The organism is Streptomyces argenteolus (assembly GCF_042902585.1).
Classification (GTDB): Bacteria; Actinomycetota; Actinomycetes; order Streptomycetales; family Streptomycetaceae; genus Streptomyces; species Streptomyces argenteolus.
Genome location: NZ_JBIBEG010000001.1, coordinates 1,335,414 through 1,348,737, shown reverse-complemented (window position 1 = coordinate 1,348,737; position 13,324 = coordinate 1,335,414). Strand labels below are relative to the sequence as shown.

The 13,324-nt window shown below is 71.8% G+C and carries 15 protein-coding genes; 4 read left to right on the top strand and 11 right to left on the bottom strand.

Going from position 1 to position 13,324, the window contains the following annotated elements; translation table 11 throughout:
• Positions 1-58: 58 nt before the first annotated feature.
• From ACFY8O_RS06105 to ACFY8O_RS06080, 6 genes are all read right to left on the bottom strand, one after another.
• Positions 59-196 (bottom strand): hypothetical protein, encoded by a 138-nt coding sequence (locus ACFY8O_RS06105; protein WP_387899255.1) that lies wholly within the window; start codon positions 194-196, stop codon positions 59-61.
• A 592-nt stretch (positions 197-788) separates the two neighbouring features.
• Complete coding sequence (locus ACFY8O_RS06100; protein WP_387899253.1) at positions 789-1,250, bottom strand: hypothetical protein; 462 nt, start codon at positions 1,248-1,250, stop codon at positions 789-791.
• A 158-nt stretch (positions 1,251-1,408) separates the two neighbouring features.
• The gene (locus ACFY8O_RS06095) at positions 1,409-2,242 is read right to left on the bottom strand and encodes a hypothetical protein (RefSeq protein ID WP_387899251.1); all 834 of its coding nucleotides are present in this window, start codon (positions 2,240-2,242) and stop codon (positions 1,409-1,411) included.
• Between the two features lie 387 nt (positions 2,243-2,629).
• Positions 2,630-3,544: an RNA polymerase sigma-70 factor gene (locus ACFY8O_RS06090; protein ID WP_387899249.1), complete on the bottom strand. Its 915-nt coding sequence runs from the start codon at positions 3,542-3,544 to the stop codon at positions 2,630-2,632.
• Positions 3,541-4,746 (bottom strand): NAD(P)/FAD-dependent oxidoreductase, encoded by a 1,206-nt coding sequence (locus ACFY8O_RS06085; protein WP_387899246.1) that lies wholly within the window; start codon positions 4,744-4,746, stop codon positions 3,541-3,543. Before ACFY8O_RS06085 ends, ACFY8O_RS06090 begins: the two co-directional genes overlap by 4 nt.
• A 113-nt stretch (positions 4,747-4,859) precedes the next feature.
• A complete protein-coding gene (locus ACFY8O_RS06080; RefSeq protein WP_387899245.1) occupies positions 4,860-5,498 on the bottom strand; it encodes a TetR/AcrR family transcriptional regulator in 639 nt (212 codons plus the stop codon).
• Positions 5,499-5,557: 59 nt separating this feature from the next.
• Between ACFY8O_RS06080 and ACFY8O_RS06075 the strand changes: the two genes are divergently transcribed.
• A complete protein-coding gene (locus ACFY8O_RS06075) occupies positions 5,558-6,511 on the top strand; it encodes an NAD(P)-dependent alcohol dehydrogenase (RefSeq protein ID WP_387899243.1) in 954 nt (317 codons plus the stop codon).
• An 11-nt stretch (positions 6,512-6,522) separates the two neighbouring features.
• Here ACFY8O_RS06075 and ACFY8O_RS06070 read toward each other — a convergent pair whose 3' ends face one another.
• Together ACFY8O_RS06070 and ACFY8O_RS06065 are read right to left on the bottom strand one after the other, a co-directional pair.
• Positions 6,523-7,176, bottom strand: coding sequence for a response regulator (locus ACFY8O_RS06070; RefSeq protein WP_145804464.1), 654 nt, complete (start codon positions 7,174-7,176; stop codon positions 6,523-6,525).
• Between the two features lie 96 nt (positions 7,177-7,272).
• Positions 7,273-8,961: a sensor histidine kinase gene (locus ACFY8O_RS06065; RefSeq protein WP_387899631.1), complete on the bottom strand. Its 1,689-nt coding sequence runs from the start codon at positions 8,959-8,961 to the stop codon at positions 7,273-7,275.
• 349 nt (positions 8,962-9,310) lie between these two features.
• Between ACFY8O_RS06065 and ACFY8O_RS06060 the strand changes: the two genes are divergently transcribed.
• Positions 9,311-10,414, top strand: a complete 1,104-nt coding sequence (locus ACFY8O_RS06060; RefSeq protein ID WP_387899240.1) for a serine hydrolase domain-containing protein — start codon at positions 9,311-9,313, stop codon at positions 10,412-10,414.
• A 208-nt stretch (positions 10,415-10,622) separates the two neighbouring features.
• Here the strand turns inward: ACFY8O_RS06060 and ACFY8O_RS06055 are convergent, their stop codons facing one another.
• Together ACFY8O_RS06055 and ACFY8O_RS06050 are read right to left on the bottom strand one after the other, a co-directional pair.
• Positions 10,623-10,889 carry a DUF397 domain-containing protein gene (locus tag ACFY8O_RS06055; protein ID WP_387899238.1) on the bottom strand — a complete coding sequence of 89 codons (267 nt, stop codon included), beginning with the start codon at positions 10,887-10,889 and terminating at the stop codon, positions 10,623-10,625.
• Positions 10,870-11,712, bottom strand: a complete 843-nt coding sequence (locus ACFY8O_RS06050; protein WP_387899236.1) for a helix-turn-helix domain-containing protein — start codon at positions 11,710-11,712, stop codon at positions 10,870-10,872. Before ACFY8O_RS06050 ends, ACFY8O_RS06055 begins: the two co-directional genes overlap by 20 nt.
• A 118-nt stretch (positions 11,713-11,830) precedes the next feature.
• Here ACFY8O_RS06050 and ACFY8O_RS06045 point away from each other — a divergent pair, with 118 nt between their 5' ends.
• Complete coding sequence (locus tag ACFY8O_RS06045) at positions 11,831-12,070, top strand: hypothetical protein (protein WP_145804873.1); 240 nt, start codon at positions 11,831-11,833, stop codon at positions 12,068-12,070.
• Positions 12,060-12,293: a hypothetical protein gene (locus tag ACFY8O_RS06040; RefSeq protein ID WP_387899233.1), complete on the top strand. Its 234-nt coding sequence runs from the start codon at positions 12,060-12,062 to the stop codon at positions 12,291-12,293. Before ACFY8O_RS06045 ends, ACFY8O_RS06040 begins: the two co-directional genes overlap by 11 nt.
• A gap of 19 nt (positions 12,294-12,312) precedes the next feature.
• Here ACFY8O_RS06040 and ACFY8O_RS06035 read toward each other — a convergent pair whose 3' ends face one another.
• Positions 12,313-13,305 (bottom strand): hypothetical protein, encoded by a 993-nt coding sequence (locus ACFY8O_RS06035; RefSeq protein ID WP_387899230.1) that lies wholly within the window; start codon positions 13,303-13,305, stop codon positions 12,313-12,315.
• Positions 13,306-13,324: the final 19 nt, after the last annotated feature.

Sequence of the window (13,324 nt, the reverse complement as noted above, 5' to 3'; positions counted from 1 at the left end):
CGACGCCGGCCCCCGGGAGGAACCCTCCCGGGGGCCGGCGTCGTCGTGCGTGCAGGTGTCAGCCCACGGGGGTGGTCAGTATGCAGAGCGGCGTTCCCTCGTCGGGGTCACCGACGTACGTCCAGAGCTTGAGCTTCCGGCCGTCGCGCAGTGCCGCATAGGTGGTCGCGGCGGTGCTGTCGGCGTCGAACGACACTTGGACGCGGCTCTGCCCCTCGTCCTCGTAGCTCGTCCAGGTACCCGCCCCGACCTGGGCGCGTCTGTGCCGTCGATGATGTCGTGGTCGCTGCACACCCGGTGGGCGGCGACGGTGCCGTCCGGCTTCAGCTCCAGAGTGCCACCGCTGGAGTCCGTCCACGTGACGGTCCCCCGGGCGTGGGGCAGTTCGGCGGCCTCACCGTCGGGAACCGGCGGAAAGGCGAGCCTGCCGCAGGCCACGAGGGCCAGCACGGCGGGAGAGAGGGCCAGGAGGCCCCTGCGGGAACGCGACACACGCCACCTCTGCTGGTGCGATCCATCGGCACGGGCGGCCGGTGCGGGCATGAGCGTAGGACAGCGCCGAGTGCCCCGCTCGTCCGGGGCGCGGGGAGCTCGCCCTCGGCGGGAACTCCCGGGGACCGGTTTCGTTCGGCCGTCCTGCCTGGTCAGGCGGTGCCGGACCGGCGTCGGCGCATCCACCGGGTGAGTGCTCCGCCGCCCCCGCGAGGGCAACTGCGACGACCCGCCGACCAGGGCGGCCGTGGTGCCCTCCTCGTCCGGACAGGGTGGGGACGCGAAGTGACGGCTTGTCAGTCGTAGAAGAAGAGCGCAAGGTCCTCGATGGATCCCGGCCCGGTGAAAAAGCCCTCAGCCTTGGCGATCTCGCCTTCCGGTGGCAGCTCGCCCTTCAGGAACTGCCTCATCCAGAGTTCTCCCTGCTCACCGACCGCGTAGATGCCGGACAGCAGCTCGGCCATGCCTGCCGGGCGCGGGGGGCGGCGCCCGGCAACTGGCTGGAGCACCCATCCGCCCGAACGGGCCGCGAGTCGCAGCACCCCGGCCCAGTTCGCGATCCTCCCGATGCGCACGTGCCACGCGTCCTCGGTGAACGGGGCCGTCCGCCCGCCGGTGAGAGGGTTCGTGGCGGCGCCGATGTCCTTGATGACGTGCCGTTCCACGGCGTCACGGACCCAGCGCCCTTCCTGCGCTTCCTCGACAGCGGCCTCCCACCACTCCCACCCGCCGTCGAGCCGGTCCGCGAACGTGTCCATGCGCGCCAGACTTCCATGCACGATGCCGCACGCATCAAGAGGGCTCCGATCAGGCCGCCGCTTCGCCCGCCAGCTGCCTGCTCGAAGCCGAGCGCGCCGGAGCCCGGGCCTCCGTGGCTGCCCGAGCGCAGGCGGGGTGGCCCTCCGCCCGGCCGGGCTCAGCGGCGGCCCCGGCCCCACGCCGTCCTGTCCGCACGGGGCACCAGGCCGGCCCGCACCGAGGCCATCCGCTCCCGCACCGCATCGGTGGGTACGGTGCCGGGCGGCCCTGAGGGCGCGGGAGCGGCCTCGCCCCGGCACGCTGAGCAGAGGCCGCCCGCGAGGGCCTCCGGGCTGCCCGGTGCGCGGCACTCGCCGCACTCCAGGGCGAGCAGCGTCGTGCGCCGCTCGGGGGCGGGCCGGTGCGGCGGCAGCTTGTCGGTGAGCCGCCTGCGGAGCAGTGAGGCCGCGTGGTGCACGGGTGTGGGGAGCCCGTCGGTCAGGGCGTGCATCAGCTCGGCGGTCGTGGCACCCCGCTCGAACCACTCGCTGACCTGCGGCTCCAGGCTCGCGCACTCCGCCGCCGACAGGCTCAGCGAGGGCGCGGTGCGGCCCAGCGCGGCCAGCAGGACGAACGCCCGTGAGCGGGTCTGTGGCTGTGGGGTCTCCCGGGGTACGTCGCCCCGCGTGAACGCCGCCCACCACGCGTCGTCCCGCGCGGTCCTGGAGAAGAACGTCCGGGTGACCCAGAGCATGACCTCGTCGGTGGCGACGCACTCGCTGCCCCGGCGCAGATGCCCGGCGGCCTGGAGCCTGTTGAGCGCGGTCCGCAGCGCGCACTGCCCGTACGGGAGGACCTTGGCGAGCGTCTTCACGGAGATGTCGGAGCCGTCGGGAAGCCGGTCGATGTACGAGGCGATGGCGGCCTCCCGTGGCGGCAGGTGCCCGAAGTCGGCGGCGGCGCGGGGGCGTTGGTCCGGTGCGGATCGCTTGCCGTAGCCCGGGTTGACCATGGGGTGTGTGGAGCCCTGCGGGGGCAAGGGGGCAGCACTAAGCTGGGTGACAGTCATTTAGGTCGGGCCTTCGATCTAGGTGGTCAGACCCCTGTTTGGTGTTGGCGCACCGACGGGGGTCGTTCTGTCTGCACCCCGCACGCTAGAGCGTCGTCACGATCCGTGGCAAGCCGAGCACGAAAAGTCAACCCTTCGTGGCGAACGAGGGAGGGTGGGGGGGAAAGGACCCCTCCTTCCCTTCCTCTGAAAGAGCGCCCGGACTCCAGGACTTGAGCTCCGGGCACATGCCCACACGTGGCGCGCCCGGACGGATGACCTTCGCCGCGTACCCGGGCGTGGCGCGTCAGGAGATCGCCGGGACGACCGACGACGGCGCCCCGCGCCGGCTCAGCGCGTGGGCATCGCGTGGTGCGTCCCCTCGCCGACAGCCCTCAGCTTGTCGGGGTTGGCGACGTTGTGGAGGGCGGAGATCCGCCCCTCGGCGTCGAAGTCGAACGTCACCGTGGCGATCACCCGGTCCGGTGCGCTGAAGACCATGCCCGTCCCGCCGTTGATCTCGACCAGATCGGCACGCATGTCGGAGGGCTCGACGCCCTGGTACGAGACCGTTCCGATCGCCGCGAACCAGGCTGCCACCGTGGACGCTCCCACGACCGGACGCAGGGCCTGGCGGACCTTGCCCCCGCCGTCGGTCCACAGGGTGACGTCCGGGGACAGCAGCTCCATCAGGGAGTTCATGTCCCCGCCGGTCGCTGCGGCGAAGAACCGTTCCGTCGCGTCGCGCTGCCTGGCCCGGTCCGCCGTGAAGCGCGGGCGCCTGGCGCGGACGTGCTCGCGGGCGCGATGGGCGGCCTGCCGCACGGCGGCCTCCGAGCGCTCCACCGCGTCCGCGATCTCGGCGTGGCTGAAGTCGAAGACCTCCTTCAGCACGAACACCGCGCGTTCCAGAGGACTCAGGGTCTCCAGGACCACCAGCATCGCCATCGACACGGACTCCGCGTCCAGGACCGTGTCCGAGGCGTCCCCGCCGGTGAGGATGGGCTCGGGGAGCCACGGACCCACGTAGACCTCGCGTTTGTGCCGGGTCGAACGCAGGCGGTCCATCGCCAGGTGGGACACGATCCGCACCAGATACGCCTTGGGGTCGGCGACCTGGGAGCGGTCGGCGGCCGACCACTTGATCCAGGCGTCCTGCACCGCGTCCTCGGCATCGGCGGCGGAGCCGAGGAGGCGGTAGGCCACGGAGAACAACAGGCTCCGGTAGCGCTGGAACAGCTCCTGGTCGGTGTCCTGCTCGTTCATCGGTCCCCCCGGATCCTGGTGAAACGGCCGCCGCGCGGCCAGAACGCACCCGAGGCGGGCATCTTCTTCATACGGCCGTAGGTCGGCCAGGGCGACGCGGTCACCGTCTCCTTGTACCTGGCAGCCGCACGGCCTGTCAGGCAGATCCGCCGCGGGCTGTCGTCGGGCCGGGTGAACTGCACGACCGCGTCGTCACGGCCCAGGCTCACGGGCGTGTGGTAGTAGCCGAAGCGGAAGGGCTTGGGCTGCCTGCCCCGGAGCACCCGGACGATCGACAGGGCCGCGTGCACCCCGGTCGGCATCCCGCCCTGGCAGGTGCCGTGCATGACTCCGTACCCCTGGCGGATCGCCGCCGCGTCTCCCACCGCGTACACGTCCGGGTGCGACACCGACCGCAGCGCCGTGTCGGTGACGATGCGCCCGCGCTCGTCCACCTCCAGCCCGGCCGCCGCCGCCAGCGGTGACACCCGGGTGCCGCTCGTCCACAGGACCACGTCGGCGGCGATGTGCTCCCCGTCCGACGACACGACCGCGTCGGGCAGCACCTCGGCCACCTCCACCCCGCTGCGCACGGCCACGCCCAGCCGGTCGAGTGCCGCGTGCAGATGCGCTCCGGCCCTCGGGTTCATCGCGGCGCCCGGTTCGCCGCGCCCCACCAGGACGACATCGAGCTCCGGGTGCCGCTCGGCGATCTCCGCGGCCGACTCGACGCCCGTCAGTCCGCTGCCCGCGACGGCCACGGTGCCGCTGCCCAGCCGCGCCAGCCGGCCGGCCAGCGCCTGTGCTTCCTCGGGGCCGCTCAGGGTGAACGCGTGGTCCTCGACGCCCGGAACCGCCGCCGTGTCGGTGACGCCGCCCAGGGCGTAGACCAAGGTGTCGTAGGGCAGGACCCGGTCGTCGTCGATCCGCACGGTCCTCGCGTCCGCGTCCAACGCCGTGACCCAGCCGCGGACGAAGCGGGCCCCGGTTCCCTCCAGCATCTCCGGGACGCTCAGCTCCGCGACCTCCTGGCCTGTCGCCGTCATGTGCAGCCGCAGCCGCTCGGTGAAGCGTTCCTGCGCGCTCACGAGGGTGACGGTCGCCGGGGTCTTGATCCGCCCGGTCCTGGCGGCCAGTTGGACGGCCGCGGCCATGCCCGCGTACCCCGCGCCGAGGACGACGATGTGGTGGGGGGCCGTTTCCCGCGTCGTGTGCGTGTTCATCGCGTCCGCCTCTTCTCCGCTGCTTCCTGATGACGGCCACGAGACGCAAGCTCGCCCTCAATCTGTGACACGGAGGAATGTGACGTGCGTCATACGGGGTGACGGCTGCGCTGCTACGCGTGGATGCGGTCGAGCCCCAGCGGCGCGGGAGGCGGGAGAGGGGCCGCCGCCTCGGCGCGGAAGGACTGGAGGAGGTAGCCGACCAGCCTCCGGGACGCGGCCGGCGCGTCCTCGCCCGCTCCCGTCGTCGCCCCGCAGTTGGCCAGGATCAGCAGCGTGAAGTCCTGCACGTCGAAGTCCCGGCGCAACCGCCCGCAGTCCTTGGCCCGCCGGATCAGCAGGGCGAGCCCCTCCTCGGCGCGACGGCGCTCCTCGGCGTATCCGGCGTGGTCGGGGAACTGGGACAGGAACGCCTCCGTGAAGCCCCGCTCCGCCGCCTGCATCATGCAGACCTTCTCGACGACCGAGCAGAAGCCGCGCCAGGGATCTGGGTCGTCCAGCCCTTCGTCGAGGGCCGCGACGCAGTGGGTGAGCTGCTCGGAGAAGGCCTCGGACACCAGCGCGGCGCGCGTCGGGAACCGCCGGTAGAGCGTGGCGACCCCGACCTTCGCGCGCCGGGCGATCGCCGCCATGGGCACGTCGATCCCCTGGAGGGCGTACGCCTCGCGAGCTGCGGCGAGGATGCGCTCACGGTTCTCCCGGGCGTCGGAGCGCAGGGCCTCGGCGGGTTTCTGAGAGGTCTGATCAGGCATGTTTCTCACTTCGGTCCAAATGGAGGGTGCCATCCACTTACGCGTCTAGCGTGAGACGTATGGACGATATGCGCGCGGCGCTCTACGACAGCTACGGCCCTCCCGAGGTGCTCTACGAAGGCCGGGTCCCGGTCCCGGAACTCCGACAGGGCGAGGTGTTGGTCCGCGTCCACGCGCTGAGCGTCAACGGGGGCGAGCTGTACGGCCGGGCCGGCCGCGTCCGCCTGGTGACGGGCAGCCGCTTCCCCCTGCGTACAGGGATGGACTTCGCGGGTGAGATCGCCCGCGTGGACAGCGCGGTGAAGGGGCTGCGCGAGGGTGACCGGGTCTGGGGCCTCCTGGGCCGCACCTTCGGAAGCGCCGCCGAGTACGTCGCGGTCCGGCCGCGCCGGTTCTCCTACGCCCCCGCGAACATCTCGCTCGTCGAAGCCGCGTCGCTGCCCGCCGGGACGACCGCCATCACCGCGCTGGAGACCAAGGCCCGGCTGAAGGCGGGCGAGCGCCTGCTCGTGCGGGGCGCCGCCGGAGGGGTGGGCAGCGTCGCCGTACAGCTCGGCAAGGCGCTGGGGGCCCGTGTGACCGCCCTGGCCGGCGGGAAGAACCTCGACTTCGTGCGGGAGTTGGGAGCCGACGAGGCGTTCGACTACAGGACCACGGGGCCGGACGACCTGGGCCCCTTCGACGTCGTCCTGGACACCGTCGGCACCGACCACCGGGCCTTCCGGAAGCTCCTCGCCCCCGGCGGGCGCATGGTCTCCATCGCCTTCGACATCGACCACCCGGCCGCGAGCCTCTCCTATCTGCTCGCCTCCACCGCCCATGGATCACGCCGGGTCCGCTTCTTCAGCGGGAACCCGAAGCACGACCTCTTCGCGAAGCTTGCCGCCTACGTGGAGAGCGGCGCCATCCGCCCCGTCGTGGACACCGTCCACGAACTCTCCGGCATCGCCGCCGCTCACCGGGCGCTGGAGGCGGGGGGTGTGCGGGGGAAGCATGTGGTGCGGGTGGTGTGAGACGCCCCGCGTCACACACCCAGGCCGGCGTCCCGCGCGAGCAGTGCGGCCTGCACCCTGTTCTCGCACTCCAGCTTGGCCAGGATGCGGCTCACGTAGGTCTTCACCGTGGCCTCGCTCATGTGGATCCGCTGGCCGGCGTCCGCGTTGGACAGGCCCTCGCCCAGGAGGGCCAGGACGTCCCGTTCGCGGCCGGTCAGCTTCTCCAGCCTGCGGCGCGCGTCCTCCGCGCGCTGCGTGGTCCCGCCCGATGCCAGCGAGTCCACCACGTGCCGGGTGGCTCCGGGGGACAGGTACGCCTCCCCGGACGCCGCCGCCCGCACCGCACGCATGAGCTCAGCGGGCGCGGAGTCCTTCAGCAGGAAGCCGGCGCTTCCCTCGGTCAGGGCCCGCAGCACGTTGTGCCGTTCCCCGAACGTCGTCAGTATCAGCACCCGCACCCCGGGGACCGTCCGGCGCAGCTCCGTCAGGGCCGTCAGCCCGTCCATGACCGGCATCTGGATGTCGAGGAGTGCGACGTCGACCCGTTGCGAGCGGGCGACTTCGACGGCCTCGCGGCCGTTCGCCGCCTCGGCCACCACGTCGATGTCGTCGGCCGAGGACAGGATCATCCTGATGCCCGCCCGGATGAGCGGCTCGTCGTCCGTCACAAGAACCCTGATCACGACTCTCCTGAACGGTCCTGAGCGGTCAACTCTGCGGGCATCCGGCCCTCATCATCCCCGATCGCCCTGCCCGTCGGGCCGCGAGCCCGGGGCCCCTCAAGCCGTCTCGAAGGACTTCTTCTCGATCAGCTTGCCGTCCTTGAAGCAGAACCGGAAGACCGGCTCGGCGTCCCAGCTGCTGCCGAAGTCGGAGGAGAGGAGGGTGAGACACTTCGCGCCGTCGGGCACCGGAGGGGCGCCGTCTCCCGGGCCGGTGTTCAGGAACGAGTCGCCTTGCGGAAGGAGTTCGCGGACGGATTCCTCGGTCTGGCCGACCGTCACGGCGTCGTACTGCTCGGGGTCGATCATCGCCTTGTCCACCTCACGCACGAGGAAGACCCCCGCGACGACCACCACGATCACGAGCACAACGGCGACGAGCGCCACCACTCCGCACCCGATGGCTATGCCGTTGCCCCTCTTGGTCCTGTTCACTGCTTTGGCCAACTCCTTGGGGAGAGCGTTCCAGTCGATGACCGGATCACTGTCGCCCGCGGAGCCCGCCGGATTCTGCGCCCGAAAGTCGCTCTGCGCAGCGACGAACGTCGGCGTCGCGTCGCCTGGCGGCGGGCTCGGGAAGCCGTCACCCGACGACGTGTACGGCAGTACGCCCGCCAGCCGGAACCCGCCGTCCGCGGTGGGGCCCGCGTGCACCATGCCGCCGATGAGCCGGGCCCGCTCCTCAAGGCCGGTCAGACCCTGACGTCCGCTCGCCACACCGCCGCCCACGGGTACCGCCACCGGGCCGTTGGCGACCTCCACGACCAGCGAGTCCGGCTCGTAACGCAGCCCGATGGTGATCGGAGTTCCCGGAGCGTGCTTGTGGGCGTTGGTCAGCCCTTCCTGGACCACTCGGTAGGCCGCGTGGTCGGCGGTCGGAGCGAGCGGGCGCACCTCGCCCGAGCGCCGGATCTCCACGTCCGAACCGGCTCTACGGGAGGCCTCGGCCAGGCTGTCGATGCCCGCCACCCCACGTGACGGCGTCCCCGGTTCCTCACCGCCCGCGCCCTGAGCGCTCCCCCCGGTGCGCCCGGCGTCCTCGCCCGCCCGCAACACGCCGACGACGTCCCGCAGTTCGTGCATCGCGGCCACCGACGCCTCACGCAGCACGCCGACCGCCTCGCGCTGTTGTCCGGTCAGCTCGCGATCCACCTCCAGCGCGCCGGTGTGCACCGCGATCAGCGCGAGCTGATGGCCGAGGCTGTCGTGCATGTCCTGTGCGATGCGCTGACGTTCCAGCATCCTGGCCTGGCCGACGAGCATCACCCTCTCGCGCAGGAGCTGGGCGTTGTACTCGTGAAGTGTGTCGGTCAGTGTCCGGCGCTGCGACCAGTAACGGCCCGCGAGACCCGGTACGAGGATCGCGATCAGCAGGAACATCGCGGCGAGTGCCAGGATCGACCACGACGTGTTCGGTCCCGACAACATGCTCAGAGCCAGGGTGAGGCCGTAGGCCAGCCCGAAGGCTCCGCAGGCCCTGCCGAGGCCGTCGATGCGCCGCCCGGCGGACCAGGCGACGACGAGGAGCAGAGGCGCGAAACCGAAGAACGGCGCTGAGCCGGCACCGGTCGCCAGCAGCACGGAGGCGGGCAGCCCACGGCGCAGGAGCGACAGCAGACCGGCCGCCAGGCCGATGCCGATGGCCGGGAGCATGCCCTGGTCGTCCGCGAGCCCGGCGGCCACCGCGAGCAGCGTGAGGGCCAGGCTGAGAAGCGACTCGCCCACGATGCGCCCGGTGGGCCACATCCCTGGTGCGAAGAGAGCACGCCCCGGTACGGCAGACCAGGACGCCAGTCGCGCCCTCACCGCCGAGGGCTGCCGGGCTGGAGTTGCGGGGGCCAGGGAATCCACACGAGTCACACGCCCACGGTAGGGACCCGGGGAGGACACCGCTGTCACCGTTCGTCGCGGCGGCGTACGACGAAGGTCGCCGCCCTCGGTACGGCACCCGGCGATCCTTCCCGTGTCAAGGGACACGGACGCACCATCGGTTCGGGGGGTTGTCGTACTGATCTCGCGCCGAGGCGCTGGCAAGGTCGTCCATGAGAGATCGACCGGCCCGCACGGAGCAGGGCCTCGACCAGGGGGAAGAACCATGCTGAGCAAGCGCATCGCCGCCGCAGTCCTGTTCGCCGCCACACTGACCGGGGCCTTCGCTCCCGTGGCAGCGGCCCGGCAGCCCGATCCGGTGCAACGGCAGCTGGACGCGCTCGTCGAACGGGACGGAGTGCCGGGCGCCCTCGCGTACGACGGCAGGACGACACGTGTGGCGGGCGTCGCCGACCTGGAGTCCGGCCGGTCGATGGTCGACGAGCAGGGCCGGTTCCGGGTGGCCAGCAACACGAAGGCGTTCACCGCCGCAGCCGTCATGCGCCTGGTGGTCGACGGCCGGATACGGCTCGACGAGAGCGCGGGAACCTACGTGCCCCAGCTTGTCGGACGCGGGATCACCGTACGCCAGTTGCTCAAGCAGAGGACCGGGCTCCCGGAGTACACCGCACTTGTCGACTGGACCCTGCCGCCCGGCACGTCCGAGGACTATCTGGGGCTCGCGCTCCGGGCGGAGCCCGCGTTCGAGCCCGGCGCCGACTGGGGTTACTCGAACACCAACTACCTGGTGCTCGGCATGGTGATCGACAAGGTGGCCGGGGTCGACTTCCGCACCTACATCGAGCGCACCGTTCTGCGACCGCTGCACCTGGACGACACCTACTGGCCCGCGCCGGGCGAACTGGACCTGCGCGGACCGCACGCCCGCAACTACGGCTTCCACCCGGCACACCCGGAGGCCGGGCGGGTGGACGTGACGGAGCTGCCGGGCTACGAGTTCGGAGCATCCGGCGGGCTCGTCTCCACACCCGAGGACCTCAACGCCTTCTGGGACGGCCTGTTCGGCGGCCGGCTCCTCCCTGGCTGGGCAACGCGCCTGATGACCCGCGACACCAGCGACGTCAGCGGCCGTGACGTCTACCCGGCGGGCAGCCGCTACGGCTACGGCGTCGCCTCGATCCCGCTCAGCTGCGGCGGCGTCTACTGGGGCCACGGCGGTGATCTGCCCGGCGACTCGGTAGGCGGCGGCCGGGCAATGGGCCACCGCGGCACCGTGACCGTCTACACCACGACGTGGGCGGCCGAAGGCACGAGCCTGCGCCACCTCCAGGGGGCGGTCGACGCGGCCCTGTGCGCCGGGGGCCGCTGAGGCTTCGGGCCGACTCGCCGCGGCAGGCTGCTCCGTACTTTCCGGCCGGTCACAGCGGCAGCCACGGCATCGCACTTCGCTGCGACGCCGGGCGCTGATCCACCGGGATGTGCGGGTCAGTCCGTCGGCGTGCCTGCCCTCGGCCCCCACGCGGCGCGCGTCGGGGCGGGACGGCCGTTCCCCTGGCCACCGGGGGGATACCAGCGGTCTACGGGCGCTTGAGGCCCGAAACGAAGGCGGTCCAGGCGGCGGTCCGGAACACGAGCGCCGGGCCGTCGGTGACCTTGGAGTCGCGTACGGGGACGATGTGGGGGACGCCGTCGGCGACTTCGAGGCAGTCGCCGCCGTCACCGCCGCTGTACGTGGACTTGCGCCAGGTGGCGATCTCCAGGCAGTCGCCGCCACTTGCGCCGCTGTACGAGGACTTGTGCCAGGTCGCCGTGGAGAGGTCGTAGTCAGAACTGCTGATCTTCATGGTCGTAATCCTCCGCCACCGATTGGATCAGGGCCAGGGACGCTTCCGGTGACAAGGCGCTGGCCACCACAAGATCGTAGGTCAGTTCGTACCGGCTGACCGTCGCTGGATCGTCCTGCAACTGCCCTGTTCCCAGGCCCTGTAGGTAGGCAAGCGGAGGCGCGCCCGAAAACGACATCAGTTTCAGAGGGCCTTCCAGTGCCATGTGTGCACCGGCGGAGAAGGGCAGGACCTGCACAATCACGCGGTGCCGCGCGGCCAGTGCGGTGATGTGACGGAGGGCCGCAGCCATCACGGCCCCGCCACCCTTGTGGCGGCGTAGGACAGCTTCGTCGAGCACCACCCAAACCAGGGGCGTTGTTGGATCGGTAAGTAGCTGTCCTCGCTCCAACCTGGCCGCTACCAGCTCGTCGATGGCCTCCTCGGTGGCGGTTGGCAGGCCGCCCCGGAACACCGCCCGCGCATAGGCTTCGGTCTGTAACAGGCCCGGGATCAGCAGGGGGGCGTACTCCCTGATGGTGGTTGCCTCGCGCTCCGCCTCCGCAGCCTCCGCGAAGTGGTCCGGGTACTTCGACTTCTTCAGCGCCGCGCAGTTCCGTACGAAGAAGCCGGACGCGTCCAGCACCTCGTCCAGCTTCTGGGCCTGGTCCAACTGCATGCGGCGCGTACCGGACTCCAGCTGGCCGATGAATGAGCCGCTGACGAACAGCGGGGCGCCGAGGTCCTCCTGCGAGAGGCCGGCCGCCTCCCTGCGGTGGCGGAGCTCGGCCCCGAGGAGGGCGCGGGGTGAGGAGGAGGGATCGAGCTTCTTGGGTCCGGGCAAGGCGACTCCCTGTTGCACACGTCCGGGTGTTGGAACTGCACCTCTTCCACGGTAGCGGGGAATTGGACACGCTGAGTAGGCATAGCCACTACTCAGCGTGGAAATGGGGAAGATCATGATGACGGCTACGGAACGGCGCAAAGAGGCAGCGGGCAGAGTGCGGGCCGCGGAGGACGCGGTGGAGCGGCTGAGAGCCGGTCTCGCGGGGGTCGGCGTCAAGCTGCCTTCGCTGCGGATCGACCCGGTGTCGTTCGCGGGGAACGAGCCCAACCCGCTCGTGGACCTCGGCCGGTGCTCGATCGAGACGGCGCTGCGGCTGAGTGTTCAGCTGGAAGCGGCGGCGGCACATGACAGTTGAAGGACCGGAACCGTGTACGCCGGAGCCCGGGACGTTCGCGGTGGACGGCCGTGACGGCAGGGTGGGCCGGGTGATGGGCCGTGTCGGCCCGTACGTACAGCTGCGCCCGCCGGGCGGCGGCCCGGAGTGGGAATGCCCGCCGGAGGCCGTCCGGCCGGCCCCTCCGGGGCTCGTCCTCCGGGCGCGGGTGACGGAGATCAACCGGGAGGGGCGGCTGCCCTGAGGAGTGCACCCCGGCGGGGTCAGGGCCGGGGGAGCGCCGTGGGTGCCGGCCGCCGCTCCCGGTCGGTGACGAGCCGCTGGTGGAGTACCGCGAAGGCGGTGTGCGCGGGCGGCAGCGTCAGGACACCGGCGAGCAGCAGGGCGACGGCGATCGGCGCGAGCAGCCCGGCGACGTACGCGGCGTAGGTGTTGTCCGGGCCCTGGTCCAGGAAGAGCGAGACCGTGCCGGAGCGCAGGGGCCGGGCGGCCTGGTGGAGCAGCAGGTACGCGCTGACGGTGAGCGCGGCCAGGGGGAGTGCGACGGCCACGGTGCGGAACCAGGCGGCTGCCCCGCCCCACACCAGCGACCAGGACCGGCGCAGCGCGGCCAGGGGCGGGAGCTTCTCCGTCGCGGCGACGGCCGGGGCCAGGGTCCAGCCGAGCCGGAGCAGCAGCGCGATGGCCGCTCCCAGCAGCGGTGGTCCGTAACGCAGCAGGGCGAACAGGCCGGGGTACTCCCACTTCGGCACGATCACGGTGTGTTCCCTGAACAGGGTGGTGGTGAATGCCTCCTCCACCAGGACTCCGATCACCACGGGGGCCCACACCAGCAGTCCGCGCAGCGCGTACACGCCGAGGACCGCGCGGAAACGGCCGTGGGCCCGGACGGCGGCGGTCTGGATCGCGGCGCATCCGAGGTGCAGCAGCAGGATCAGGAACGGCAGACAGACGAGCAGGATGAGCCAGAGGGTGTTCACGCGGCTGCCCTCGGGGGCGTAGGAATCCTCGTCGACGCGGGCCTGTAGCGCGCCCTGGCGCATCTCGGTGAACTCGGGCCAGGCTGCGGCGAACCCCACGGCCGTCACCAGCAGCCCGCCCAGCCCGGCCGCCCCCGCGACGCCTGCCGCCCGTCCGAACAGGCGGCGTCCGTCGCGCCGCAGGACGGCGAACGCGGTGCGGACGACGCCGCGCCCCTCGTCCGCGGGCCGTTCCCGGCGGGGGACACCGTCCTCGGTCGCGGGGCCCTTCGTCATGTCTATCGCCTCTTACCGC

Bases quoted from the DNA above. Each gene is read 5' to 3' on its own strand.
- ACFY8O_RS06100 (WP_387899253.1), bottom strand. From the start codon at position 1,250: ATGGACACGTTCGCGGACCGGCTCGACGGCGGGTGGGAGTGGTGGGAG.
- ACFY8O_RS06095 (WP_387899251.1), bottom strand. From the start codon at position 2,242: ATGGTCAACCCGGGCTACGGCAAGCGATCCGCACCGGACCAACGCCCC.
- ACFY8O_RS06090 (WP_387899249.1), bottom strand. From the start codon at position 3,544: ATGAACGAGCAGGACACCGACCAGGAGCTGTTCCAGCGCTACCGGAGC.
- ACFY8O_RS06085 (WP_387899246.1), bottom strand. From the start codon at position 4,746: ATGAACACGCACACGACGCGGGAAACGGCCCCCCACCACATCGTCGTC.
- ACFY8O_RS06080 (WP_387899245.1), bottom strand. From the start codon at position 5,498: ATGCCTGATCAGACCTCTCAGAAACCCGCCGAGGCCCTGCGCTCCGAC.
- ACFY8O_RS06075 (WP_387899243.1), top strand. From the start codon at position 5,558: ATGGACGATATGCGCGCGGCGCTCTACGACAGCTACGGCCCTCCCGAG.
- ACFY8O_RS06065 (WP_387899631.1), bottom strand. From the start codon at position 8,961: ATGTGGCCCACCGGGCGCATCGTGGGCGAGTCGCTTCTCAGCCTGGCC.
- ACFY8O_RS06060 (WP_387899240.1), top strand. From the start codon at position 9,311: ATGCTGAGCAAGCGCATCGCCGCCGCAGTCCTGTTCGCCGCCACACTG.
- ACFY8O_RS06055 (WP_387899238.1), bottom strand. From the start codon at position 10,889: ATGAAGATCAGCAGTTCTGACTACGACCTCTCCACGGCGACCTGGCAC.
- ACFY8O_RS06045 (WP_145804873.1), top strand. From the start codon at position 11,831: ATGACGGCTACGGAACGGCGCAAAGAGGCAGCGGGCAGAGTGCGGGCC.
- ACFY8O_RS06040 (WP_387899233.1), top strand. From the start codon at position 12,060: ATGACAGTTGAAGGACCGGAACCGTGTACGCCGGAGCCCGGGACGTTC.
- ACFY8O_RS06035 (WP_387899230.1), bottom strand. From the start codon at position 13,305: ATGACGAAGGGCCCCGCGACCGAGGACGGTGTCCCCCGCCGGGAACGG.